The sequence below is a fragment of the Streptococcus mitis genome (assembly GCF_003942795.1).
Taxonomy (GTDB): Bacteria; Bacillota; Bacilli; order Lactobacillales; family Streptococcaceae; genus Streptococcus; species Streptococcus mitis_BJ.
In genome coordinates this window covers 1-25,255 of sequence record NZ_RJNY01000022.1, presented here as the reverse complement: position 1 = coordinate 25,255, position 25,255 = coordinate 1, and the positions used below count along the sequence as shown (strand labels likewise).

At 36.7% G+C, this 25,255-nt stretch carries 28 protein-coding genes and 4 pseudogenes; 4 read left to right on the top strand and 28 right to left on the bottom strand.

Going from position 1 to position 25,255, the window contains the following annotated elements:
- Positions 1 to 156: 156 nt before the first annotated feature.
- Positions 157 to 576, bottom strand: a pseudogene (locus tag D8847_RS09000) (zeta toxin family protein); the annotation flags it as partial.
- Here D8847_RS09000 and D8847_RS08995 point away from each other — a divergent pair.
- Positions 577 to 738: pseudogene (locus D8847_RS08995) on the top strand (transposase); the annotation flags it as partial.
- A gap of 158 nt (positions 739 to 896) precedes the next feature.
- Here the strand turns inward: D8847_RS08995 and D8847_RS08990 are convergent.
- From D8847_RS08990 to D8847_RS08960, 7 genes and pseudogenes are all read right to left on the bottom strand, one after another.
- A complete protein-coding gene (locus D8847_RS08990; RefSeq protein WP_000301903.1) occupies positions 897 to 1,124 on the bottom strand; it encodes a hypothetical protein in 228 nt (75 codons plus the stop codon).
- Positions 1,115 to 1,747 (bottom strand): DUF3990 domain-containing protein, encoded by a 633-nt coding sequence (locus D8847_RS08985; RefSeq protein ID WP_125841313.1) that lies wholly within the window; start codon positions 1,745 to 1,747, stop codon positions 1,115 to 1,117. Before D8847_RS08985 ends, D8847_RS08990 begins: the two co-directional genes overlap by 10 nt.
- 81 nt (positions 1,748 to 1,828) lie before the next feature.
- Complete coding sequence (locus D8847_RS08980) at positions 1,829 to 2,104, bottom strand: hypothetical protein (protein WP_000495441.1); 276 nt, start codon at positions 2,102 to 2,104, stop codon at positions 1,829 to 1,831.
- Positions 2,105 to 2,141: 37 nt separating this feature from the next.
- A complete protein-coding gene (locus D8847_RS08975) occupies positions 2,142 to 2,525 on the bottom strand; it encodes a DUF5945 family protein (RefSeq protein ID WP_000159223.1) in 384 nt (127 codons plus the stop codon).
- The gene (locus D8847_RS08970; protein WP_000152419.1) at positions 2,522 to 2,755 is read right to left on the bottom strand and encodes a DUF5965 family protein; all 234 of its coding nucleotides are present in this window, start codon (positions 2,753 to 2,755) and stop codon (positions 2,522 to 2,524) included. The genes D8847_RS08975 and D8847_RS08970 overlap by 4 nt, the downstream gene beginning before the upstream one ends.
- A gap of 50 nt (positions 2,756 to 2,805) precedes the next feature.
- Positions 2,806 to 3,891: pseudogene (locus D8847_RS08965) on the bottom strand (DNA primase).
- Positions 3,892 to 3,900: 9 nt separating this feature from the next.
- On the bottom strand, positions 3,901 to 4,542 hold the full coding sequence (locus D8847_RS08960) for a hypothetical protein (RefSeq protein ID WP_050078401.1): 642 nt from the start codon (positions 4,540 to 4,542) through the stop codon (positions 3,901 to 3,903).
- A 1,174-nt stretch (positions 4,543 to 5,716) separates the two neighbouring features.
- Between D8847_RS08960 and D8847_RS08955 the strand changes: the two genes are divergently transcribed.
- Positions 5,717 to 6,601: a helix-turn-helix domain-containing protein gene (locus D8847_RS08955; RefSeq protein ID WP_000583376.1), complete on the top strand. Its 885-nt coding sequence runs from the start codon at positions 5,717 to 5,719 to the stop codon at positions 6,599 to 6,601.
- Here the strand turns inward: D8847_RS08955 and D8847_RS08950 are convergent.
- The 3 genes from D8847_RS08950 to D8847_RS08940 all read right to left on the bottom strand — a co-directional run bounded on the left by D8847_RS08950 (position 6,564) and on the right by D8847_RS08940 (position 8,923).
- Positions 6,564 to 7,244: an insulinase family protein gene (locus D8847_RS08950; protein ID WP_050269752.1), complete on the bottom strand. Its 681-nt coding sequence runs from the start codon at positions 7,242 to 7,244 to the stop codon at positions 6,564 to 6,566. The two genes, D8847_RS08955 and D8847_RS08950, sit on opposite strands and share 38 nt — an antisense overlap.
- A 176-nt stretch (positions 7,245 to 7,420) precedes the next feature.
- Positions 7,421 to 8,638 (bottom strand): tyrosine-type recombinase/integrase, encoded by a 1,218-nt coding sequence (locus D8847_RS08945; RefSeq protein WP_031900727.1) that lies wholly within the window; start codon positions 8,636 to 8,638, stop codon positions 7,421 to 7,423.
- Between the two features lie 81 nt (positions 8,639 to 8,719).
- Positions 8,720 to 8,923: an excisionase gene (locus tag D8847_RS08940; RefSeq protein WP_000814511.1), complete on the bottom strand. Its 204-nt coding sequence runs from the start codon at positions 8,921 to 8,923 to the stop codon at positions 8,720 to 8,722.
- On the opposite strand from D8847_RS08940, the gene D8847_RS10820 reads away from it, so the two are divergent.
- Positions 8,907 to 9,158, top strand: coding sequence for a hypothetical protein (locus tag D8847_RS10820; protein WP_001845478.1), 252 nt, complete (start codon positions 8,907 to 8,909; stop codon positions 9,156 to 9,158). The two genes, D8847_RS08940 and D8847_RS10820, sit on opposite strands and share 17 nt — an antisense overlap.
- Before the next feature lie 225 nt (positions 9,159 to 9,383).
- On the opposite strand, the gene D8847_RS08930 is transcribed toward D8847_RS10820, so the two are convergent.
- Together D8847_RS08930 and D8847_RS08925 are read right to left on the bottom strand one after the other, a co-directional pair.
- Complete coding sequence (locus D8847_RS08930; RefSeq protein WP_000857133.1) at positions 9,384 to 9,614, bottom strand: helix-turn-helix domain-containing protein; 231 nt, start codon at positions 9,612 to 9,614, stop codon at positions 9,384 to 9,386.
- Positions 9,611 to 10,033: a sigma-70 family RNA polymerase sigma factor gene (locus tag D8847_RS08925; protein WP_000804885.1), complete on the bottom strand. Its 423-nt coding sequence runs from the start codon at positions 10,031 to 10,033 to the stop codon at positions 9,611 to 9,613. Before D8847_RS08925 ends, D8847_RS08930 begins: the two co-directional genes overlap by 4 nt.
- Before the next feature lie 504 nt (positions 10,034 to 10,537).
- Here D8847_RS08925 and D8847_RS08915 point away from each other — a divergent pair.
- Complete coding sequence (locus tag D8847_RS08915) at positions 10,538 to 10,891, top strand: helix-turn-helix transcriptional regulator (RefSeq protein WP_001227347.1); 354 nt, start codon at positions 10,538 to 10,540, stop codon at positions 10,889 to 10,891.
- A gap of 59 nt (positions 10,892 to 10,950) precedes the next feature.
- Here the strand turns inward: D8847_RS08915 and D8847_RS08910 are convergent, their stop codons facing one another.
- The 15 genes and pseudogenes from D8847_RS08910 to D8847_RS08840 form a co-directional block, all read right to left on the bottom strand.
- A complete protein-coding gene (locus tag D8847_RS08910; protein WP_000336323.1) occupies positions 10,951 to 11,118 on the bottom strand; it encodes a cysteine-rich KTR domain-containing protein in 168 nt (55 codons plus the stop codon).
- Between the two features lie 118 nt (positions 11,119 to 11,236).
- Positions 11,237 to 13,156, bottom strand: a complete 1,920-nt coding sequence (gene tet(M) / locus D8847_RS08905) for a tetracycline resistance ribosomal protection protein Tet(M) (protein ID WP_019418832.1) — start codon at positions 13,154 to 13,156, stop codon at positions 11,237 to 11,239.
- A gap of 15 nt (positions 13,157 to 13,171) precedes the next feature.
- Positions 13,172 to 13,219 (bottom strand): annotated as a pseudogene (locus tag D8847_RS10865) (hypothetical protein); the annotation flags it as partial.
- 313 nt (positions 13,220 to 13,532) lie between these two features.
- A complete protein-coding gene (locus tag D8847_RS08895; protein ID WP_001224320.1) occupies positions 13,533 to 14,468 on the bottom strand; it encodes a conjugal transfer protein in 936 nt (311 codons plus the stop codon).
- A complete protein-coding gene (locus D8847_RS08890) occupies positions 14,465 to 15,466 on the bottom strand; it encodes a lysozyme family protein (protein ID WP_000769868.1) in 1,002 nt (333 codons plus the stop codon). The genes D8847_RS08895 and D8847_RS08890 overlap by 4 nt, the downstream gene beginning before the upstream one ends.
- On the bottom strand, positions 15,463 to 17,640 hold the full coding sequence (locus D8847_RS08885; protein ID WP_000804748.1) for a CD3337/EF1877 family mobilome membrane protein: 2,178 nt from the start codon (positions 17,638 to 17,640) through the stop codon (positions 15,463 to 15,465). The genes D8847_RS08890 and D8847_RS08885 overlap by 4 nt, the downstream gene beginning before the upstream one ends.
- Positions 17,641 to 17,642: 2 nt before the next feature.
- Positions 17,643 to 20,090 carry an ATP-binding protein gene (locus D8847_RS08880; RefSeq protein WP_000331160.1) on the bottom strand — a complete coding sequence of 816 codons (2,448 nt, stop codon included), beginning with the start codon at positions 20,088 to 20,090 and terminating at the stop codon, positions 17,643 to 17,645.
- Positions 20,074 to 20,466 (bottom strand): conjugal transfer protein, encoded by a 393-nt coding sequence (locus D8847_RS08875; RefSeq protein ID WP_000723888.1) that lies wholly within the window; start codon positions 20,464 to 20,466, stop codon positions 20,074 to 20,076. The genes D8847_RS08880 and D8847_RS08875 overlap by 17 nt, the downstream gene beginning before the upstream one ends.
- 88 nt (positions 20,467 to 20,554) lie before the next feature.
- The gene (locus tag D8847_RS08870) at positions 20,555 to 21,052 is read right to left on the bottom strand and encodes an antirestriction protein ArdA (RefSeq protein ID WP_000342539.1); all 498 of its coding nucleotides are present in this window, start codon (positions 21,050 to 21,052) and stop codon (positions 20,555 to 20,557) included.
- Between the two features lie 116 nt (positions 21,053 to 21,168).
- Complete coding sequence (locus tag D8847_RS08865) at positions 21,169 to 21,390, bottom strand: hypothetical protein (RefSeq protein WP_001009056.1); 222 nt, start codon at positions 21,388 to 21,390, stop codon at positions 21,169 to 21,171.
- 42 nt (positions 21,391 to 21,432) lie between these two features.
- On the bottom strand, positions 21,433 to 22,638 hold the full coding sequence (gene mobT, locus D8847_RS08860; RefSeq protein ID WP_000398284.1) for a MobT family relaxase: 1,206 nt from the start codon (positions 22,636 to 22,638) through the stop codon (positions 21,433 to 21,435).
- Between the two features lie 22 nt (positions 22,639 to 22,660).
- Entirely contained in the window at positions 22,661 to 22,813 is a 153-nt protein-coding gene (locus tag D8847_RS08855; protein ID WP_000879507.1) for a hypothetical protein, read from the bottom strand.
- 2 nt (positions 22,814 to 22,815) lie between these two features.
- Positions 22,816 to 24,201: an FtsK/SpoIIIE domain-containing protein gene (locus tag D8847_RS08850; protein ID WP_000813488.1), complete on the bottom strand. Its 1,386-nt coding sequence runs from the start codon at positions 24,199 to 24,201 to the stop codon at positions 22,816 to 22,818.
- 28 nt (positions 24,202 to 24,229) lie between these two features.
- On the bottom strand, positions 24,230 to 24,616 hold the full coding sequence (locus D8847_RS08845) for a YdcP family protein (RefSeq protein ID WP_000985015.1): 387 nt from the start codon (positions 24,614 to 24,616) through the stop codon (positions 24,230 to 24,232).
- 15 nt (positions 24,617 to 24,631) lie between these two features.
- Complete coding sequence (locus D8847_RS08840) at positions 24,632 to 24,946, bottom strand: YdcP family protein (RefSeq protein WP_000420682.1); 315 nt, start codon at positions 24,944 to 24,946, stop codon at positions 24,632 to 24,634.
- Between the last annotated feature and the right edge of the window lie 309 nt (positions 24,947 to 25,255).

Sequence of the window (25,255 nt, the reverse complement as noted above, 5' to 3'; positions counted from 1 at the left end):
AAAAAGAGATGGTCAAAATCTCAATTCTTGAAGAAAACGCATAATTTCAAGTTTTTCAACACCTGAGACTATGCGTTTTTTTGGTTCTAAAAAATTTTCGCCCACCTTAAACAACTAACAAAAGTTATAAGTAGATTATATTTTAAAATTTGTGTTCTAACTACCATTTCGATTAGTTAAATCTTTCAGTCTTTCTTCTCCAGATTTAAGCATCTCTTTCTCAACTTGATTCCATTCTCCAAATAGTAAATCATGTAGAACGGTTGCTGCTGAAGTTTTGTCTTCTTCTGAATCGTATACACAACTTCTATCTCGTTGGTAAATTTGAATTCTTTCAAAGATAGCTAGTTTTTCCAATTGTCTTGTATTATCAACTAGATGATTTACAATGAAATCATGATGTTCTTTTGGAGTTGCGCGTGCTTGATCTGGATTGATAGCGTACAGTTCTTCATAACGGATAAGGGTGCTCAGATAGGACAGCTTAGGCTTTGTCGCAATCAAAGCTAATTGTACTTCATATCCCATACTTTTCAAGAGTTGTGCTGTTTCCTTTGGAACATCAACGCCCTTTAACTACCCTATTCTAACGCCAAATTGGAAGCGACTAATAATCTCATTAAACTCATCAAACGAAATGCCTTTGGTTTTCGAAACTTTGAAAACTTCAAAAAACGGATTTTTATCGCTCTGAACATCAAAAAAGAAAGGACGAAATGTGTCCTTTCAAGATCTTAGCTTTTCTTCAACCCACTGCAGTTGACAAAGAGCCATAACATTTAGAAAAAAGAAATGCACCATTTTTGGTGCGTTACTTCTTGTTTTTCTAGCCTAAACTTTACTTCTAAAAAAGCCACCTTAAAGAGTAATTCCTTTTTCGGTGGCTTTTTAAAATACTATACATTAAAATACTCTTGTTTAATTTTTGTAAGCAGATTGTTAGCAACCGAAGTTACACCAACATGCATCAGTTCAGGATCAGAATAATCTAGATTACGAGCATAGCCTTCTGCAACAGTCTGAGCAATACGCTTATCCAATTTATAATTAGAGGCTTTTAATAGTGCTTGAAATAATTCTGAACTATATAGTTTAATATTATTTTCCAATGATACTACTGCCATTTTTGTAACTCCTCTCCTGTTTTTGATTGATAAACCTTCTCTATTTTCATTATATCACAAAAAGATTGGTTGTGGATGGATAATTGTTTAAAAGAATATGGTTTTCTAAACTCAGCAAGCATTTCTTCTTTTGTAATTTCATTCTGACGAAAACGAGCTAAAGCTTGGGTTGGATTGTCATCAGTCTGAACACCATAGATAAAATCAAAATGGTGTTGTAATTCATCTGGATTTTCCCGATTTTGAACGACAAATTCAGCAAAATCTAAATCTGACTCTGACTTTTTATGTTTTGCAAAATAGTGACAATGATAGTCAGGGTTCTTAAAAATTTCTATAAAATTTGAAATACGAAATTCTACTATAATTCCTACTTCTTCTTCTGAGTCAAAAATATTATTATTAGAGCTGCTTCGATTTAATACTTCAACTTGCTTGTTAATAAATTTTCTAGCTTGTTCAAAGTCAGGCGTGATATAGAAACCAGGACCAAAATCTAGCTCACTTCCTAAATTAAATTTAACATCTATACCACTTTTTAAGGNTTCTAAATGTCTCAATAATGTAGCATGAAACCACTGCGTCTGACCTAGTTGCTTTTCCTGCTTGGTAGTCAACTCCAAAATATTTACTTCCTTCTCTAGTCTATACTAAAAGTATAACACAAGACTTTATTCAAGTAAAAGAAAATTGTATAAAACTATTCACTTCCTTCCGTCTTTCCTAAATCTCTCTAAATTCTTCTCCAATTGTTCCTTATGAAGTTGATTCTTAGCTTCCTTTAATGTGTCGTCCAAAGTTTCTTCCCTATAAGTTGATTCTGTTTTTACTTGTTCTGATTCTTGATCTGGAGTGAAAATGATATCTAACAGTCGGTCTATTTTTTCAAGATCTTGGACAGACATATCAGATAGTCTATGAATCAGCTTTTTAAATACATCACTATTGTCGTGATTTTTCTTAAAAAATGTTGTAAACATCTATAACCTCTCAAAAAAAGCAGCCTATCAGGACTGCTTAGTGTAATTCCGAAATCGCATCATAAATGGACTGTAATTTCTTATTGTCTTTATTCTTTGTGTCAATCAACGTATGTAGCTCTTCAATTTTCTTTTGACTGCTTTGAATATCGCTATTGTTATCAGCAATAAGTCTTTTAAGATGTTGCTGATAACTTGTAGTGATATCTGTCTCTTTTCCTGTTCTAACCTCTGTAACTTTAGGTTTAGAACTAGAATTTGATTCCGTCACAGGCGCTTGTTTTCGCTTTTGAAAAGCTGCTTCATAATTTACATCATTACCTCCTTGATGATTTCCAAATAAGGCCGCAATTTTATCTGAATCCCCTTGATTTTCTGATTTACTTTCTAATGGTTGATTAAAATTCCAATCTTTTGTCATTCACTCATTTCATCCTTTCTAAATTCAGAATCATCGAATTGTCTTTCTTTACCAAAGGCATGGTCAAGAGCTTCTTCAAAACTCATGTGACTGATGCTTTGACGCCTTTTGAACGTCGCAAACATCGCTGTCTCCAGTTGCTCTTTGTAAGCAGCGAGTTTTTCTGTCTCTCTTGCTACCTTGCTTTCTTGCCTAGTGACCTTTTCTTCTAAGCGCTCGATTATGGTCATATACGATCCTCCTTCATTCTAATATTAGCTAAAACATCTTGATTTTGTTATCACAATTCTAAACATTGAGAGTTTTGTCTTACTGGTGGATTTCCAAATGTCTCTTTTACAGTTTCAAGCTTAAATTGAAAATCTGATTTCTTTTCTCTAAGAATATCGTTCCAGTCTATTTTTTCTTTCCCAGATTCATTATTAGGTAAATCCAGTAAAACAGGAAATCCTGATTGAGATAACTTATCAGAAAAATCTTTTCCTGCATCATCACAATCTACCGCAAGTGTCAATAAATCAGGATGATTATCGAAATAGGTGGTGGTATCACGAATTGTATTGATCAAATGCAATAACTTTGAAGGTGTTACTGTATCTAAAAATTCCAACTTCTGATTTTCTTCAGCTATTAGTCGTAAAGTTTGATAAGCAACAACAGACCTTTTTTATCCTTCCATAGATACCAAACGAACATTAGTTAGACTTTGTTGATGAAGTTCGTAATAGCTCATCAAGTCGATGAACGATTCACAAAAGACCAGTCTATTTGGTTTACCAATGTCAAAGGATATTCCAACATGTCCATGGCTTCCTTTTAGAATCGTTTTTAACCTTTCTCTAGGAAGAGAGTGATTCTTATAAATTCCTTGTAAGCTTGCTGCCTGCAGCTTGTGGCGATGATCAAAGCTTTTAAAAACGTTAACAGGTTCAACTGTTTCATTTGTTTTCCAACTAGCTTGTGCTATCAAACCTTGTTGAATCATCTTTTGTATGATTTCTTCTGAGATTCCTCTACATTCTGTTAAGTAATATCTAGTCAAACTGCAGTTAGAATCTTCTACTCTCTTTAAAGGATAATAAAATGGTCTCTCTCTTTTTTCTTGAATAGCTTCTTTTTGAAAAGGTTCTTCAGAAAGAAAGGCTAGAGCTTCTTTAAAGGAAATTCCCTTAACAAGTCGAACAAAATCAATGACATCACCTTGAATATCTCTTGAAAACCATTTAAAAGTATTGGTAGTTGAAAAAATCCGAAATGAATCGTGTTCAGGATGTTCATAGACACTGCTCGAAACTTGTTTAAAGGAGATACCTAAACGATTGGCTACATCAAGAATTGAAATTTGCTTACATTCTTCTATTCCCATGCAATATCATCATTTTGTCGTAGTATTTGGCAGTGATGGTATTGATGATGATTCTTCTAAAGTTTTAGGAGTTGCATTATCTAAATCATCTAACCCAGATTTCCAAACCTGTACTTGATTGACCAATAACTTACCTGGTAGTTTCGAATAAGACAACTTAACCGTTCTGGTTTCTGTCTGATTGGTCTTTGATTGGTTGGCATTCTTTAAATCGGATACATAGGTTACATTATAAGACACCATAGCAATGGCTTGATTCGTAGTCTGATTGACAAAGATATCAGCTTTTTCAAAATGATAATCCAAAATATAATCCTTATACACTTGGTTCATGGCATCATTTTGACTTGACAATTCTTGAGAATAAGCTGATTCAGTCATATAAGGTTGAATACGTGTATTATTTTCTCCGAGCTTTTCTTTCGTATAGTACTGTGTCAAAAATTCTTTTACAGTATCTGATGACAAAATACTTGCTTTATCTTCTGCTTGTTTGTCCTCTACAAGTTTAGCTGCAGCCAATTCAATCTCTTTACGACTTTGTTTAGCAGTAGAATGTTGACCAGCAGTATATCCCATCATGAGAATAAAGCTAGTTGCAGCCACTGCTCCAACACTAATTAAGGCTTTAGTTTTGACTTTATTTAACATCTTAGACCTTCTTTCTATAAAAACTAGGTCAAGAATAACAAAAAGAACTTGTAAGTTTTATCACATCACAACGAAAGGTAATTCCTACATTTCAGGCGCAAAATCGTACAGTTCAGAGAAAAAAATAAAACTAGCTGTCTTTGAAGTATAATAGACTTATTGGAAAAAAATAAAATGCATACTGTACTATGCTATACTATAGTTAAGAAAACTATTTACAAAAGATCATGCAACTAACTTCTGAGAACTTTAAATTATTTATTAGTGTAAAAAAGGACACCTTCCCAACGAAGATATCCTGTCTAAATAAAGCTTATAAAACCAAACACTATAAAGGAGGACGTCCAAAAACGCTAAGTCTATAAAAACAGTTGATGCTAAACTTGCGTTATTTATTCTATTGACCAACTCTACGTCTCCTAGCTTTTGATTTTGGTCTTGGATTAGCGACAGTCACCGAACGATAATATTGGTAGAAGATACTCTTCGTTCTTCAGGTCTATTTGCCTTAGACAACTTAAAAGCAGCAAGTGTCACTATAGCTATTGATGTCATAGAAAGTCCTATTTCAACGTCCTAAAAGAAACCAAAGTAAAATTATTCAGGAAAAAAGAGACACACCATGAAGACACAAATCATACTCGATTTAACACCACTTCATGCCTGCTAATTAGTTTTTTAAGAAGGTCATACACATGATTTTACTCTTTTTAAGAAAGGATAGGTCAAGTTTGCCAGAGCAATCACTTGATTTTCTGTATTTGGATTATTTATGCATTATGAATATTCATAATATAACCTTCATTCCTGTTAAAAATTCTAAAAAGCATCTATTGACTGAAGAGGATAAGAAGTTTAATAGAGATACTTGTAATACGTATTAAAATTGAGCATTTTAATGCTAAGTATAAAACTTTTCAATTTATGGAATCATCAACTATGAGTTAAAATAATTTTCGAACAAAGGCTGTCCAAAAAACTTGATATAATGCGTTTTATTATGGGAATATTCATTTCATTTACTCCTGAAATTGAGTTTTTACCCAGACTCATTAATGTTATTGATATAATCCAATAATAATGATAATATCAAATAGTAATAAAAAAATTTGATAGTATTTTTTCATAATCTGTCACGCTTTCTAATGATTTTTTATGGTAAATGGAGATAAATATGATTATAGGTGAAACTTATAGAAAAATACGAGAAGGAAAAGGTATTTCTATTTCTTCATTAGCAGGTGCAGAAATTTCAAAGTCTCAAATATCTAGATTTGAATTAGGAGAGACAGAAATCTCATTTTTTAAATTATTATATCTACTTGAAAAAATAGGTGTAACACTAGAGGAGTTTTTGCTTTCATGTAATAATTATCAGCCTTCAGACTTCAATACCTTGATACGCTTAGTTCAACAGGCTGCATACAATCAAGAAATCAAATCATTACTTAATATGGTAAGCAAAGAGATGGAACTGTTTAGAGAAACCAAATCTCATTATCATAAGTTAAACGCTATTTTCATTGAAAGTATTATCTATGGAATTGATAATACTCATCAATTGAGTAATCAAGACACCTCTTATCTTACTAATTATTTATTTTCTGTTGAAAACTGGGGATATTACGAAATTCTTATTCTTGGAAATTGTTGTCGAGCAATATTACCAAATTTATTATTTAGATATGCCAAAGAGGCGCTTAAAAAAGGAAAGTTGTATAGTTCTATACCTAGAAATAAACAAGCTCTCGTTCAATTACTTCTTAATTCACTTCTTATTATGATTGAAAACAGCTTATATGAGGAAGCTTTATTTTTAGAACAAGCTACTAAGAATATATTATCTAATTCCACAGATTTTTTTGAACAAACTATTCTTTTGTATTTAGAAGGATTTTTTGAACTTAAATTTCATCATAATCAAAAATCAATTTTAAAAATAGAAGATGCTTTAAAAATTTTTGAATTATTCAATAAAACATTATACAAAAATTATAAAGATTACTACAAAAAAAATATTATCATTTTATTACAATGTGGTAATTCCTATTTTGAATAATTGCTTTTTTTGAAAAACTTTTTAATTCATCTAAAGAAATCAATTCCAGCTCTTCAGCAATACTATCCCAACTTGGAATATCAAATAATTTTTCTCTACAAATTGTTTTTAAATATTCATTTTTATTAACTTCACAATTTATGTACAATTCATTGATTACTCTTTTTTTAGCCTTATAAAATAATAGTTCATCAGATAAATCGGATTCATTAACAAGATTGTTCTCCAGTGTTTTAATCAATTTTTTCTTATAGATTGTAGGTGTTATAGTTACTATTTTTAGTAAAGTCATATTACTATAAAATATTGGGTATGATACAATACTATATATCCATTGCTTTTGTGTCCTTAACTTATGGCCTAATAATGAATCTTTAATACCAGTTAACATCGAGTTTAAGATACTTAACATTGCCATTTCATGAGATGATGCTACCATACCAGATATATCTAGATACATAGAAATTTCAGAAAGTTCTTGTTGTTTATCTAATTCCGTTAAACCAGTTGAAAAAGCCGGAGAGTTAATTTCTACAGATGATCCACTTAAAGGTAACATATTTTCAATACTTATGATTTCACTTTGTAGAAAACTTGGACCAGCAATAGCAATCTGGAATTCTCCTGCTTGAATATTTTTCATATAAACAAAGTATAAATTTCTAATTATCTTTTTATATTTTCTTAAATGCTCGTAAAGCCTTATTCTATGTGCTTTCGAGTATTTTTACTGTAGGAAGATACTTCACGTTTCTTTGCATATTTCCTCATGTCTTAGCTGTCAGAAGTGGTAAATAAGTAGTAAATTCATTTGTACTACTAAGCAACAAGACGCTCCTGTTGCTTCTCTTTATTCAAGCGTTTTATTTCTGCCATTGCAGAATCGAATGTTGCATGTGCGTAATAGTTCAGCGTCATGGCTATATTAGCATGTCCCATAATGTACTGTAATGCCTTTGGATTCATTCCTGCATTTGCATAGTTGGTACAGAATGTATGTCGCAAACTATGTGGAGTGATGTGTGGCAATTTATCCTCGTTATACTTATTGTATTTCTTAACAAGACCTTTCATCATGCCGTTGTAATCACTTGCCACTTTTGGATAGTTCTTTCTATTAAGAAAGAGGAAATCACTATATCCATCAATCTCAACACGCTTATCATTCTTTCGATTCGCTAACACTCGCTTAAATGCTTGATAGGCTTCTTCAACCATAGGAACTTGACGTTCGCCACTTTTGGTCTTTGGTGTTTCAATGTAGTACCCAATTTCAGTATCTCTCAATAGCTGATGGTCTATATTGACAAGACGATTCTCAAAATCTAAATCTGGAAGTGTCAAACCACCAAACTCTGAAATACGAAGACCTGTTTTTAAGAGTATCAGAATTTCATCATAATTTTTGCTGTAGGTTTTATCAGCTTTTGCAAAGGCTAACAGTTTTTCTTCCTGTTCTTCTGTTAGTACGGTCTTAGGGACAGTATCATCATCAAGAACTGCTTTCAGTTGAAAGTCAAATGGATTCTTCCGAACACAATCATCTTGTATAGCAATATAGAATGAAGCCTTTAAAGAACGTTTGTAGTTATTGATGGTTTGATAAGCATAACCATTTTCACTCATTCTAATAGCCCATTCTTTAGCGTCTGATGGCTTAATACTGTCAATACTTCTTACACCTAACTTGTCTTTCTTCAAAATATCCATAAGATATTTGCGTCCAGTTTCAGTGTTTTTTCTAACCTTTGGTCTTTGAGCGTTCTGTTTTGCGTAAAGCTGGCAGAGTGTCATTTTCTTTCCTACAACATCAATACCATCATGAATGTCTTTCTGTAACTCTGCGATTTTCTCTCTAAGTGAGATACAATCACGCTTTCCTGCTGGTACTCGGTCTGTAGCCACAAGTTTCCACGAGTAAACAAATTGCGGTTCTCCAAATGAATCTATATATTTGTATAAGTATCTTCCGTCTTTTCGTTGGCTCTCTCCAGTCTTTAAGATTCGACCTTTATTGTCACGTCTTTTTTCTGACATGGCATTTGCTCCTTTCCTTTATGGAAAGAGCCTTGATACGACTTAATACTATTTTATCATATACAAGACCCTTTGGCGACGCTAGATTGCGTCCAATGTATCTATAATTTTTTCAAATTGTTTTCGTTTAATCTGAATACGATTGCCATTCATAATCAGCCAATTTGCATTTTTATTTTCCTCTGCCAAGCGTCGTAGCTTGTTTTCGCCAATACGAAAATATTTTGACGCTTCTTCAATGGTTAGGGTATAACGTTCCCAAATAGGAATGTCAGTCTGCTTCATAAAATCCTCCTTTCCAAATCACTTATTTGGATTTCATAAAAGTTGTTTTACCAGCAATCGAACAGCTTTAGCAAAGCTCACGGGAGTTCCACCCCTGCATGGTTCTCATGTAGCCATACTCATTGCCTGCGACGGTTTTATCACGCTCGGACTATTGACTGTATGGGAGTATCATTATCACGATAAGAATGTCGTTGCAGGCAATCCTGCTAAAGATTGCTTCTCGGATCACTAACATGAATCGCTCGCTATCTTTATAAGATAGGTCATGGCGGTTAGTTCCGTTGGCTCTTTTCTTATCGAAACGTATTCGATTACTTTTATTCAGTTTTCAAAGAACAATGGCTCGTTAGCCTATCAAAACACATTGAAAGCTCAATATGCTTTGGTGGAATAACAAACCTCCCTGTTCGGGAAGCGTGGAATGGTTTAGCACGCTTCCACGAAAGGAGAGAGGATATTACTTAATTTCAAATGACAAAATCTTTGTAATCAGTCTGGTTTCCATTCTTCCACGTAAGACTTCATCAACGACCATACTTTGATTGCCATATTCATCTTTCATAAGTCGTAGGGAACGCTTCGTTATGTACCCTCTGTAATGATGTAGAATCTGGTTAATCGCTTCGGTATCGCCATCTGTTGCCTTTACAATGAGAGGAAAGGGAATCATAGGATATTGTGTTTTCATTCTTCAAATTCCTCCATAAACTTTTTAATTAAGGCTAGTCCACTGGTTCTATGCCGATAGACAGTAGAACGGTTCAATTTCAACAGGTCTGCAATTTCTGAATCGCTCATGTCCATAAAGTAAAACAGCAGTAGAATTTCACGTTTCTTGTCTGGCAACTCACGTAATGCTTCACTCAACAAATCATTTTCAACGCCTACTGATAACCCATTGAGTGTAAAAATCTGAAAGTCAGTTGAATAGTTATCTGTTGTCGCAAACTGGCTAACAAGATAATCGCCAACATCCGAAAAGGACACCTCACGCTTTGCAATCCTTGAAAGATAAAGCATATAATTCTTTCGCTCGTCTTCCATAGCACGTTTACAGATATAGTCAAACTGATTTTCTATTGTGGTCTGAAAAGAAGATGGTTTCATGTTTCTCACCCCCTTTCTGTCTAGGAAAGGAAGTGAGCCTTGCTCGTTTATCTCCTTTCACTCTTAGTCCCAATGTGAAAGGGGGATTTGTTGCATTACTGATAAATAAACTTTGTAAAAAAGTTCTGAATAGCCAAAAAAGCATATAAACAGATTTATTTCTCTGTTTACATGCTTCTGTTATTCTATCTATATGATTTATAAAACCACATTGGTGGACGTACTTATCTATTGCAGATAGACGACTTTTTTTGACAAGAACCCAATGTAAGGAAATTTATTGTATATGATGTACTTCATGGCGACGTTGACCTCCAACAAACCGCCATTTGGAAGTAATATACAATATTTTAACAGCGTAAATAGCACTACCATATAACGGTTTTTTTTATTGGCGTTTAGTAGTGCTTTTTATTAAATATAAACCTATAAACCATATAACACGTTTTTCTATACCTGTTTTTAATTCAGTAGGGACAATAAAATGTATAGAGGTGGTCTACTATGCGTAAAAAAGAAGATAAATATGATTTTAGAGCCTTTGGTTTAGCCATTAAAGAAGCTCGATTGAAACGAGGTTTAACTCGTGAACAAGTGGGAGCATTGATTGAAATTGACCCACGGTACTTAACTAATATTGAAAATAAAGGGCAACACCCCAGCATACAAGTTCTTTATGACCTTGTATCGTTACTTCATGTTTCCGTTGATGAATTTTTCTTACCTGCTAATAACTTGGTAAAAAGCACCCGACGATTACAGATAGAGAAATACATGGATAGCTTTACAGACAAAGAACTATCCTTAATGGAATCTTTAGCCAGCGGTATCAACGAAGCAAGAAACATCGAAGACTAATTAAAAGAATCCATACATAACGGAAAGAGCCGATAAAATGAGATTGTATTAATCTCATTTTATCGGCTCTGCGTCTTTGCGTCTGGCTCTGTAATCACAGTTACTTTGAACTGCTTTATTTCAATTAAATTTTCTTGTCTGCATTTCGGACAATAGAGGGGGAATTTTTTTAATTCAGTATCTTCCCTTATCTTTAATCGTGTTTTATTTCCACATACAGGACACAATATCCACTTGTAGTTTATAATAACTATCTCCTCCTTTACACTTTAATTCAAATCTTTATTAAAAAATATTTCATCTTATTTAACAAGAAACCATATTTATATAACAACATAAAATACACTAAGTTATTTTATTGAACATATATCGTACTTTATCTATCCGACTATTTGGACGACGGGGCTGGCAAACAGGTTCACCGGTAGTAACATGGTACCCTTTTAACTCTGTTAAACAAACACTACGTCCATTTGTAAAGAAAGTTAAATCACTACGATATTCTTGAATACACCGAGCAGGGATTTCTCCACTAAGAATGACCTCATTATTTTTCAATTGAGTGTCTACGATGTTCGCACAATATTTAGGAGCATCGTTGTATGCTCGTGAAAGATATTCCTGTGGCGCATAAATTTTAAAACTAAGATATGGCTCTAACAATTCTGTTCCAGCTTTTTTTAAGACTTGTTCCAATACAATAGGAGCAAGCATCCGAAAATCTGCTGGGGTACTAACAGGGCTATAGTATAAGCCATACTTAAAACAGATTTTACAGTCCGTCACATTCCAACCATACAATCCTTGTTCACAGCCATAGCGTATCCCCTCCATAACTGCATTTTGAAACGATTGATTTAAGTATCCAAGAGAAACCGAGCTCTCATACTGTACTCCGCTCCCTAATGGAAGCTGTGCTACAGATAGACCAATGGAAGCCCAGAAAGGATTCGGTGGAACTTCGATGTGAATGGTATACTCTGCTTTTTTTAACGGTCTTTCCATATAAATGACTGTAGGCTCTTTTATTTCTATCTCCACATGATACTTTTCTTGCAGCAGAGCACAAGTCACTTCCATTTGTACTTTCCCTAAGAAAGAAAGTATGATTTCATGTGTCGCAGAATCCACATAATATCGCAGAAGCGGGTCACTGTCGGAGATTTCTAAAAGTGCATCAAGTAACATTTCCCTTTGTTGAGGTTTGCTCGGTTCAACAGTCGTTTGCAGCAGAGGGAGGGGATTTTCAATTCTCTCTCTCTGTGGCAATAGCTTTGTATCTCCAAGAACACTATTTAACTTCAAAAACTCATTCTGCAAAATAACAATTTCCCCGGAATAAGCCTTATCGATTTTACATAATTCACCATTTATTGAAGTATACATTTCTGTAATTTTTATTTTTTCCTTTTCCGATATTCTAACCGAATCTCGCAAATGCAGTACGCCACTATAAAGACGTATATATGCAAGACGCTGTCTTTTTTCCGAATACTCAATTTTGAAAACTTTTCCGCAAAGTTCAGACTGACCTCGATGTGTTGATGAATAAAATTTATTCGTAATCACTTCTATAAGGTTATCAATCCCTATATTGTTTTTTGCACTTCCGTGATAAACAGGGAACAGGGAACAATTATGAAATCTTATGCTTTCCTCTTGTTCGAGTTCTAATGCTTCCAATAATTTCCCAGACGTATATTTCTCCAAAAGGTAATCATTTCCTTCTATTACCATATCCCATTGTTCAGATTCGGTAAAGTTCATTACACGCATATTAGGATGCAGTTCTACCTTCTGTTTGATTACAATTTCCGCAGAAAGTTTCTCTTTAATATCCTGATAAACCGTTGATAAATCAATTCCATTTTGGTCAATCTTATTGATAAAAAAGATTGTGGGAATACCTATTTTCCTAAGTGCATGAAACAATATACGAGTTTGTGCTTGTACGCCATCTTTTGCAGAAATCAGTAGAATTGCCCCATCTAATACTGATAATGAACGATATACTTCTGCTAAAAAATCCATATGTCCTGGCGTGTCTATGATGTTTATCTTAGTATTTTTCCACTGAAAAGAGGTTATCGCCGTCTGAATTGTAATTCCTCTCTGACGTTCTAAAAGCGTATTATCCGTTTTCGTTGTACCTCTGTCCACGCTTCCTAATTCTGTAATCGCTCCACTGTTATATAATAAGCTTTCTGTTAAGGTAGTTTTTCCCGCATCAACATGAGCTAAAACTCCAATATTAATAATTTTCATGTGATTTTCCTCCATTCAAAAGCCCAAAAGGGCATAAAAATCCCAGTGATAAATACTCTTATCACTGGGATTTTTATGCATAACCATAGGCATACAAAGCATACAGATATTCTCCGGATACTTTAGAATCACATGATAAAGGTATTCTTAAACTGGGTACAAAAAACTAAGCCCTCCTAAAAAAGGACATCCAATTATTTGTTCCCACTATCAAATTGACAGTTTATTTAAGAATACCTTGCCGCATATTTATTAACTCCTTTTAAATAGATACTTAAATAATAGCACGTAAGAGCATATTTGTCAAGGAATCTCCAATTTTTTATCAAAGAGAGTACGTGATTACAAAATAGCTGTAATAATGTACCAATATTTGTTATTCTATAATCTTCCAATTACTCCCGTTCTTTTCAAGTACCAAATCAAATTGAGATACCTGCGTTGCTTTGGTCTGCTGGTCGATATACTCCACTGTCAGCGATACCGTGACTTGATTATCCTTACGATTGTGAATAGGATTTACCAGTTCTTGAAAGATGTACTCTTTTCCGATTGGTTTTAATATCCCGTCATTCACATAGTAGGAAAGTTCACTGGCTGTCGCTGTAGGATAGAGCTTGAAGAACGTCGTTAAAAACTCATTGATTTCATTGGTTGTAATGGAATCAACCGTCCCCTCACTTTCAATGGCTTTTGGTTTATAACTTGATTTCTTAGGTATGTTGGTAATGGTCGGATTCTTAACCAGTACCATATTTCCAGAACCATCTACATAGACACTCACTATATAAGCAGAGTGGACGGTCTTTGTATTTTCTCCCTCTGTAATGAGCTGGTCTACACTGTAGGTTACATTAAACTCATTGTCGCCAGTTGGCTCTACCGTCCATATCTGAAATCCTCTTACAGAAGACGATACAGGAATATCTTTGCGTACTGTATCAACATTGAGAGCTTGAAGTTCATCTGTCAGATAGCCTTTTAGACTTTCCATTCGATTATCAATGGACTTATCGGATTGCTCCCATGAATAGTAGACTTTCGCAAAGTTCTCTACAAAATTTTCTACATGATGAGTATCAACGTATTCCTTTTCTATGATAGTTGTTTCGTGAATAGTATGAGTATCTATAGCTGTAAAGTGCTTGAATATCGCAAAGCTGAAACTAAGCCCTAAAAGTACCCACAAGGCAATCACAACCTTTTTATGAGGATTGACCTTATAGTAGACACGAGGTTTCTTTTCCTTTGGTATCTGTTTTTCTTTATTCTGATTTTTTCTAAATTTCATCATTAAATCTTCCTTTCTCATTGTTTGATTCGTCCTGCTCCCACTAAATGCTGTTGCCAGTAGGGGCTTGTTAAGTCGGCATAACCGATTGGGTCGCCTGCATGAAACATACGGTTATTGCCAAGGTATATCCCAACATGAGTAATATAAGAGCCAGCGTTATAGGTAGAATGAAAGAAAACCAAATCGCCAGCTTGTGCTTCCGATAGTGGGATATGCTGGGTCACATCATATTGCTGTTGTGCGGTTCGTGGTAAGTTAATTCCAGCTTTTCCATACGTCCATTGTGTCAGTCCGCTACAATCAAAAGAAGTAGTCGGGGAAGCTCCACCGTAAACGTATCGCCAGCCCTCATATTTCAGTGCTTCGTCCATGATGGCTTGTACCGTATCATCATCAAACTCTGTTGTGACAAGATACTGCGTTACCAGTTGCACATAAAACATATTGCCATAGTTGTATCGCCAGCCCCCATTGATAGGTATGGCTATGGGATTGGGGTAAGACACTTTTTCGCCACCTGAATACTCTTTTGAGAAACTTTGAGCCAGTTCAAAGGTATATTTATTTCCACGATTAGCCACATACCCTAAGAAACCACCACCATAATTGTAGGACTGGATAACCGATTCTAAATCTACACTGAGCCTTTCGCTACTGGCTAATAATTCACTGAAATACTTCACACCTTGCTTAATGGATTCTTCTGTACTCAATGAATTAGGTGGAAGACCGAGGGATTCCGAGGACTGCATAACATCTTCCGCAGTACCGCCCGATTCCACCTGTATAATCGCAAGAAGTATGTTGACATATTCTTCAACGCCATATTCTTTGGCATATTTTTCTACCATAGGCTTATGAGCCAGCACTTCTGCGGAAACATTCACACCTCCATAATGAATATTGGAAATTCCGCTGTCCTGTTCATCTGAAAATAAAATGGCAACAAACAGAAGCAGTGAGAAGACCATCAAGAATAATCCAGAACCACCAATCACTAAAGTTTTCAACTTCATGGTTTCTTACCGACTTTCTTAATGGTGGCGGTTTTGATTGGTGGTCTACTTCTTGTATTTTGTAGTGGTACTCTTTGAACAGTAGACGGACGTTCTTTTGTGATTGGACGTTGTGAAGTTCTATCTGCTGTAGTGGTTGAAGTTGCTGGCTTTTGAACGGTTTTTTCTTGAACGGTATTGCCTTGGCGTTCCACTTTTGGACTTGAAAAATCGGACTTAACTGCTGGACGCTCTTGTTTGGCTTGTTGAGATTCCTTATATGAAGTCTGAATATTAGACTGTTTTGAGGTCTGTTCATCATGATATTGTTCTTGTCTTGTAGTCGGTCTTTCATGAACAGAAGAAGCAGGCTGTTTTTTCTGTTTGACCTGTTCCATTTCAGAGCGACGCTTCGCAATGGTTTTTCGCCTTTGTTCCTGCTGTTCCTTGCGTCCACTGGCTCTGTCCGCTTTGGTTTGAGAAATACTACTGGTTAAATCACGGACATTCTCTTTTACTTTGGATTTTCCTTGATATACTGCATATCTTGCATTGGTCGGCAAATCTTTAACCTGTTCTTTCAAACCACTAGCAGTGTCTACCATTCTGTCTTTGGTATCAGCTACTGTACCGATGGTTTGACCGATACGTTTTCCAAGTGTTGATTTTTCCTTTCCGTCTGGTCGGGAGTGATCTGCTTGTGTCCTTGCAGAACTCCCCGAACCCGACTGTCCTTTTTTACCTGTAACAATGGCAGACCCAGCCCCTAGAGTAGTCATGGAACGTCCAAGTTTCCGCTGTAGACGGTGCATGTGAGCGTGCATAAGCATACGAGGTTTTCTCATCACACGACTTCCCACACTTTGAGAATCGTTACTCTGTAGAGAAAACATACTCATTAAATCGCCCAGCTTGAAGTAGATTCCTGCAAAGGTCACAATCTGTAGAAAAGCAATCAAAAAGAACGGATAACCAGCCGATAAGGTATAGAGCATGGTTGAAATACTAAATGCTGTCGTAATAATCAATGTGATTCCAGCTCGTGTCAAAATGGTATTAAAGAGCTTTGTTATGGCTCGTTTTGACATACCATCAAATGATGGAATCATGCTTAAAATAAAGCTCACAGGCAGAAACATAGCATAGATGATAAAAAGTACCTGCGAGAAAATCATGATTCCTGTTAATAGGAATACAAATATGGAAATCCCAATATTGAAGACAAATAGGAAGAAGACTGTACCTAAACGGTTAATGGTCTTTGTAATGGTTAGATTGGTATTGCTTCTGTCTTCAATTTCTTCCGCAACAATTTTTTCTCTGTCTTCGCCATTGTTGGAATCTGGGCTGGTGGAGAGCAGGCTTTCCACACGGTCAATACCGATACTTTCAATGTCTGAACTGTTGTATTGAAGCAGTAGCCACGGTTGCTGAACCTGTATGGAAAACAGGCTATCTCTGATTAAGTCCACGCTGTCCTTGCCTTGACTATCGGAATGGGGCATGACAATCTTCGTGCCAAGTGATAAACTGGCATTACTGATGTCTGATGAAAAGTCATTGATTTTTTTAATGTAGTCGGGAGCGTAGGCAATAAAGGAAGCCGATAGGATAAACACCAGCACAAAATTCATAATGGCATGAATTGCCTTTGTGGTTTCTCTCTTTATCAGTCCCGTATAGGCAACATAAACCCCAAGAACCAAAATCAAGAGTAAGAGGAATCCAACATAGAAACCCTCTGTTGAAAATCCGTTTGCACTCACACCAGCTAAGGTCTGCATATTCTTACCAATGGAATCTGCTGTAGCGGAAATGAAGTCTAAGGAATAGGCTTCCTGTACTAAGTAACCTGTCGCATTGGAAACATACAAACTGATTGTCCAAATAAAATTGGTAATGGCATATAGTCCATACATGACCTGTTTTCCAATCCCGTCCGACCAGTTCCACGGAAGCCAGCCCCAGCTATTATCCACATAAAAATCCAGTTGATAGTTTTCAAGTGGGTATCGGCTGTATTCATTTGCCACATTGACCGTATCATCTACCAAGCCCGCAGCTTGAACCACCGTTCCCAGCATGGCTAAAAGAAAAATGGCAATCACAAGTGTGAAAGCCACTGTCATTGCCACTTTACCTAGACGTTTCAGCGTCCAGTTTGATTTTATTCTGTTTACTATTGATGGTTTCACATTTACACCTCTTTTCGCACAGGTGGTCTGGTATCAAAGGCATGGAGCAGTTCTTCAAATACAGGGTGGAACTGTATCACACCGACACGACCATATAAATCACTGATAAGGCATTGCCCGTTTTCCAAATCACGCAATCGCTTCTGATTGTTTTCGTCCTCTGGGTCTACACCAAAAAAGGCTAAGGTCTTTTTAATCTCGTTAAGGTCAGTGGAACGAAATGCAAATTTTAAGCCGAGGTTATTTTTCAGTTTTTCATCTAAGAGGTCGTCTGTATTTTGGGTCACGAAATATACCCCAGCGTTCATAGCACGACCAGCCCGAACCAGCTTCATAGATAGTGTTTTTCCTTGTGCTACCTGTAAAAAGCTCCATGCTTCGTCTAAATCTACAATCTTGAAAATGCTTCGGTCTGTATGGATAAAGTCTAAAGCAAAGGTACTAATGACAATCAGCATAGCAACGGATAAAAGCTCCATAGTGGTATATTCCTCAAAGGAAGTTTCCTTGTCGGGAAGTACCAAGTCCGCAACCTGTATAATGTTCAGTTGTTTTTCTAAGCTGATAGACTGCTCCACATAACCATTACTGAATAATAAATGTGCAAAGTCATAGTCTGTAAAACTTTCGATATGGTCGGCTATACTGGTACTTAGTGGCGTATTCTCAACCCGTAATTCCTCAATCACTTTCATCAACCCTCGTACTTCACTATTGGTTACTGCACGAATGGCTTTTCTAAGGATTGGGAAGCGTTCCCCATCACGAGAGGAAATCCCCGTAAGGAATGTCAGAATATCAATAGCCAGTGATTCAGAATCTTTGGGATTTTTCATAATCACATAAGGGTCAAGTAAGCCTTTGTTTTTCTCATCAGAAGTCAGAGTGACGATATTGATTTCATGGGAAATCTCTGGCAAGGTTTCTTTCCATCTGCCACGTTCTGCTTTTGGGTCTACAATCACTGCTTGTGCCCCATAAAGCACCGCATAATAGACGATAAGGTTATTCGCAAAGGATTTACCACCACCCAGCGAACCAACAAAAGCCGACGCTAACGCATTGGTTACTGAACCCTTAACCCCTTGACTGGCAAGAGCAGGTTTCAGATAGACATTGCGTCCAGTATCTAAGCTGTAGCCAACATAAATCCCCTCATTTTCCCCCAGCATTTGAGTAGCACCAAAACCTAAACCAGCGAGGAAATCAGAGGTCACGTATTGAATATAATCATTCATATAACGCTTGCTGGCAGGTAAAAATTCTTCATGTAAGCCGAGCATATCCCCAAATGGTCGTACCAGTTTTACGCTTAAATCGTCATAAAAATCTTTCACTTCATTACAACGACGTTTGAGTTCGTCAAGATCATTTGCTGATACCCTTACCACATAAGACAGCTTGTACATAGATTCCTTGCTTTGGTCTAAATTGGTTTCCAGCTCATTCACACTTTCCAGAGCTTCCGCCACATTGGAGCTGGTTTCATTATCACTTTGCCAAGCGTGGTTATCCAAGTCTTTCAGTTCTTTCTTTTTATTGCGGACAGTAGATAGGGCTTTACGATTCGCTACAATTTCCACATTCATTGACGTATCAATCGGGAATGTAAATTGCTGTTGCTGGTAGTAGAAGATTTCAGAGGACGGGAAGTCCAGTTCTCCGACAATGCTGTTAATGGTAAAGTAAGCTACATAGACGGTTTCATCTTCCTGCTGGATTTTCAAATATCGCTGTTTTTCTTCCACCAAACAGCGAGTAGGCTTAATCAAGTCATAGTATTTAATCAGCGTTTCATTATCCAGCTTTTTCTTTGATAGATGGTACTCATACTCTTCATAGGCAGTGCCTGTCTGTCCGTAAAGGTGTTCAATCAGATAGCCGAAGTCGTCCTTATCTAACCTGCGGATTTTGAAACGACGAGAGATTTTATTTTCTAAGAGCTTTTCCATCTTCTGAAAACGCAGGATTTCATCATTACTCATACTAACAAAATCGCCCATCAGCTTATGGTTCACATCATAGACAAAATCAGACAAAGCATTTTTTGCTTCAACGGTAAGACTTTTCATAGAAAACTCCTGATCGTTGAGAAGCAACTTAAAGCCGATAAAGAAACGGTAGTTCACTTGATTTTCGCCAATCATGGATATTAAAGCGTCTGTCTGTTGGTCGATTTTGTCATAGGCAACCGCTTTGAGCTTGCCAGTGACTTCATTTTTGGAACGCTCTTGTGCAGAACGTATGCTGGATTCTGTACTGATTTGTAAAGCATGAATTTTGCCATCACGATTTTGTGCGATAAGCTGTCTGAAAGAATCATGCACTTGTATTTTCTGTTCTGGACTTAGAAATGAGTAATTGTAAGGAACAAGCTCATAGTAAGCATAACATTCCCCGTCTTTATTCCAGACGAGATTGTTTTCAATGTATTTAATTGGATATGCCATAAAATTCACTCCTAACTGCTGTAATGGCTTCTTGTGGCTGGTTTCTGCCAAGCGTTACTTTTTTTCCTGCATAGGTCAGCTTTGGTCGCAGTGCATAAGCAATGACAGACTTCAAAAATCCATAAGGCTTTTTACCATCAAAAGTTTTTGTAGACATAAACCATGTGAAAGCCACAGGAATCCCAAAGTATTTGAGAAATGCTCCCTCTATCATGGAAAGAGGGGGCAAGTTGCCAAGTATCATCACTGCAAAGAGTGACACGACAAACCATGTCATTTGCGTAAAGGTTATGGGAAACGGAAGTCTAAAATCATTGATAGAATACAGTACCTTTTCCACAGACCAGATACTGGTATAGCTTCGTATTTTCTTCATGTAATCAATCCTTTCATAAAAAATAGGGGTAGCTGATTGAGCCACCCCGTAAAATAGAAAATCTGCCAGTAGTAATGTACCGACAGATTTAATAGACGATTTCAAAAATCCCATGATTGGTTGAGATAAACGTTCCTGAAAGGTCTAAATCCCGACCATAGGCTTGATAATCAATATAGTTTTGAAGACTAGCTGGTACTTCGCCTAAAGCACCCGTTTCTTCAATGTAGTAGCGTGCCACGTCATACATATCATCACAATCGGAATGAATGATAATATCCTCTTGATGTTCGCTTAGTTCTTCAATGCTTGAAAAATGAGTGAGCAGAGCAGATAGCTCCGATTGTAATTCTTCGGGTAATTCCGATACCATTTCCCATAGTCGATTGAGTTCGCCAATGGAAGTGTATTCGTCAACCGTAAAGGGTAACTCGTAGTCATGAATGGCGTATTCCTCATATTCATCATTCAAGCCGATTTTCTCTTTGACTTCCTCAAAGTCAATGGGAAAGGTAAACCACGCACCGACCAATTCGCCCTCATTGTATTTGCCTAAATTCGCAATATAGACTTGCATATCGTCCATATATTCACGTCCTTTCTTTGTAGAGATTCAAAAATCCCTACCGCACTTCGTTTGGTGTACCATTCCTTTGCGGAACATAAGAAAACCACTTATATTCCACAAAAGAACGGTTTTATTTAAGCACCAATAATGCGATTGAATAGCTCTAGTAAAATGTCTTTTACTCCAGCAGCGTTGAAGACTAAGCCAACCGCAATAATCGCAATAATTAAAAAGCCAATCAGTTTGCTAAACTCACGCTTGAAGCCAAGATACAAGCCAATCACAACGATTGCTAAAAGCACCAGTGATTGAGCGTTTGATAGAAACCAGTTATAAAGGTTTTGTCCAAAATTCATAAAAATGTTCTCCTCTCTATATTCAATGAATTTGTATTTGAGTTATTTTTTTGTTGTTATCACGTCCTGTTCTTTTACTGACTGTTGCTTCAAAATCTGCTTGTGTCGGTCTGTCAGTTTCGCATGGTCGAGAATGTCTTTTACAACCTGCGTCTGGTTGATTTCATCAAGTTTAATCGCAACCTTTAAGGTCGGGGCAACTTGATGAGATAGCCAGTTCAGCGTCCTTTGGAAGGAGTAAGGCTCTGGTTTTGTGGTTAGTTTTAATCGTTCACGATTGTTCCCAATAAACCAAGCCCATTCTTCATTCAGTTTCCAATCAGAACGAGGTTTGGAATCGTCTTTATCTACAAAACGGATATACCGATTGATAATTTTAAAGGCGGTATGCTCTGGATTGTCATAGACGAGTAAATCACGGACTGCATAATAGGCACGCTCATTTTTCAATCGAATCTCAAAACGGTTTTTTACTTCTGCGTCTTCAATGGGAATATCATTTTTCTTGTACTGCTCGTAGTCCTTTTCATAGATACAGAAATAAACTTCACTTTGTAATGAACCGATATAGAGGGTGTTTCCCATACATTCCTTTTCCTCTTTGCGTACCAGTTCGCCACTGCGATAGCTTTTAAAACTGCGGAAGACGGAGATACATTCTTCCTGTTGGCACTTTTCAGTGAGTACAGGGATATTCAAAATCCCTGTCTTATCGTTAATGGCAAGGTCAAGGCGTTTCATCACACCGCCAGCCACCAAAACGTCCATAAAGAACTCATACCAGCTTCTTTGTTGTGCCAGAAGATAGCTTTCAAATTGTCTGCACCCACGACCTTTCAATTCCACCAGAACTCCTTTGTCCAGTTCATGGGAGCAAAGGACGAATATGTCGCCTAAAGCATAATGCTCTGAATAAGAATAGAAACCATAGTCCTCATGAAGAAAATAGGACAGTTTCAGTTGTAAGATGTTTTCGACCACCTGCTGTACGTCTGTTGTCGGAAAGCGAATCCTTACATAATCAAACAGCATTTCAAGGGGAGCGTCGGGATTGAAGCGTTCCAGAGCTTCCCAAAGGGACTGCTGTAAATCCTCTGATGGCTTGACTTTTCCTGTTTCAATATCGCTTAGATACTGCCTTGTAATACCAGTCGCAACAGCTAAACGGTTTTGAGATAGTCCATAAGCCAAGCGTTTTTCTTTTAAATGCTGTAACCAAGTTTGTTCATTCAGTAAAAATCCCTCCAATCAAAAAGGCGTATGTCAACTTTTAAAGCCCATTTGACATACGCTGAAATTTTGTAAATCCCTTGTAACCAAAGGATTTTCTAATGTTTTTTTGACTGTTTCCTGTCGATTTGTACCCCCCTGTTAGATACGGGGGGTTAAGTGCTGGCGTGGCTATTGCCACACCAGCCAGCAAGATCAGTCCACACCTGCGACTTCCGCTTCGCACGTCGCCTGCGTGGACTGTCTGCTGTTGGATAACTTTTTAATTTCCTCCAAGAAATCATATCCTTTTGGTACAAGGGGAGTATAAAACTCTGATATGACACTTGTTCCTACATCAACATAGCCACGACCTTTGATTCGCTTTAAGAAGAAATCCTTTTGTACGTCACTGCCAAACATCATGCCATAGCCCATTTCAGACATACGACCTAAAGCCACTCTGAAATTAAACTGATCACGGATTCCGTCGCCTAAATATTTTGCGTCTGGACGTTGACAAGCCAGTATTAGAAAGAAGCCAGCTTGACGACCTAACATGACAATCTGTTTCAGCTTATTCATAACTGCGGTGTTTTCTTTTGTTCCCAGCATTTCCATGAAAGCGACGTATTCATCAAAGATTAAGAAGTGTGCCGGGAGACCTAAGTAAGCATAATTTTTGCCAGTCTTATAGTTCTTCATCTGCTTCATTTCCTCACTACGTTTCATCATTTCTTCATAGAATGTTTCAATGCAAGAAAGCAAGTCTTCTTTTCTATAGTAGACATTTGCCATCACAGAACCTAAGTCCGCAAGGTCAGCATTTTTCGGGTCAAGAATATACAGTTTTGAATCTGTATGAAGCAAGGCTTCAATCAGTGTCAGTATAAAGTAAGTTTTACCGCCACCTGTACCACCAGCAATCAACATATGAGGGAGCTTATCATATTCCCACCATACGTTTTTCATTAAGCGAAGTTTACCATCTTTAGCTTCTACTTCATCAATAGAAATACGACTGGCTATGGTGTCATAGAGCAAAGTATATTCCACATAGGAATCCTTTAACTCTTTATCCGTCAGCTCACAGTACAAGCCACTCTCTAATTTCTTTTCCAAGTGTAAGAGTTGGTCTTGATATTTTCCCAGCGTGATTTCCACCCGTATCTGTATCAAGCCATTTTTAAGTCGATAATACATTTTAGGGAAGTAGGTTATCTTTTCCTTTGTACGACCAGCACTATCTTTAAAGAAACCCTCTGTTTTGACCTGTTCAGATTCATACCACTTGTTTTCAAGTATCATCTTTGCCAGTTTTTGACGGTGGTAAAGTTGTTTAACCGTATCATAGCGAACCCGTTTGAATACAAACGCTACCAGCAAGCAGATAAGAATTGCGACACTGAAACTGATAATTAAATAGGGAATGTCAATCTTATCTGCTTGTGATAGGTTAAAATCCTGCCAGTTGATCTGCTGGATTGTCTTCACATGAAACAGTCCGACAACCAGCAGGAAAACAGGCAGGAGTGACGCTATCGTAAAATGAAAGACTAAATCTTTACCAGATGGGCGAATCCTTTTACCACGCTGTTTCATGCGAAAAAGTCTCCTTTCTACCTAGCGACTATTTGTCTTGTGTCGGTTCTTTCTTTGCTTGTGGTTGAGCTTTGAATGAACTAGAATCCTTTGTCAGCACAATATCGTCTGCCTTGATATACCAGTCAACATCTGCTCCTTGATAGGTGGCAGTAGCAACGGTGTCCGCAATGGGATTGATAAGTTCCACCCGTGCGTTATAATCAAACTCTTTCAAAGGCACGCTGGCAGGAATACTTACTTGAATCATGCGTCCTTGTCCTTTGGATTTTAAGTCATAGGTACGTTCCTTGATTTCATCTGAAACCGACCCGTCTTCATTTTGGATTCTCACTTCACGACGTAGAGCAGAGAATTTCAATTCTCCAAAAGTCGTGTCTTTATCTAATACAATGCCATTTGCTAATCTCATCATTTTTCCTCTCTTTCTTTATTCTTTTATCATGTCGTCAGCATGTAAAAGGTAATTTGTAAAACCACGAGTGCCGATTTTGTAGCCCTCTGCGGTAATACGTGGATTGACTAACTTCACACGTTCCTCAAAGCCGAAATGTTTTTCGCCAGCTTCAGCAGGAAGCACCACCACAATATCATCTGCTCTTTGAACATCAGAATAGAGATTATAGCTTCTTGATAAGACAGTTAGCCGTCCGTTGATTCTTCGCTGAACGACTTTATCCTCGCCAGCAAATTCTAAATTGCCGAATGTTTTTTCCATGTTGGGAATCACAAATTTAAGTTCCATATTTTTACCTATCCTTTCTTTTTTATTGGCTGAATGAATGTTTGATGGTCTTAAAGAGTGGGGAACGACCTTTTGATTCTTGATTTTTTGTTTTCATAAGTTCACTTCCTTTCAAAATCGGGTAAAAAAATAGACACCTCATTTTTTGAAGTGTCTACCTATTAAATATTCAAATTTTATTGGAAGTATCTTTATATCTTCACTTTTCAAGGATAAATCGTCGTATCAAAGCTCATTCATAAGTAGTAAATTAGTAGTAAATTGAGTGGTTTTGACCTTGATAAAGTGTGATAAGTCCAGTTTTTATGC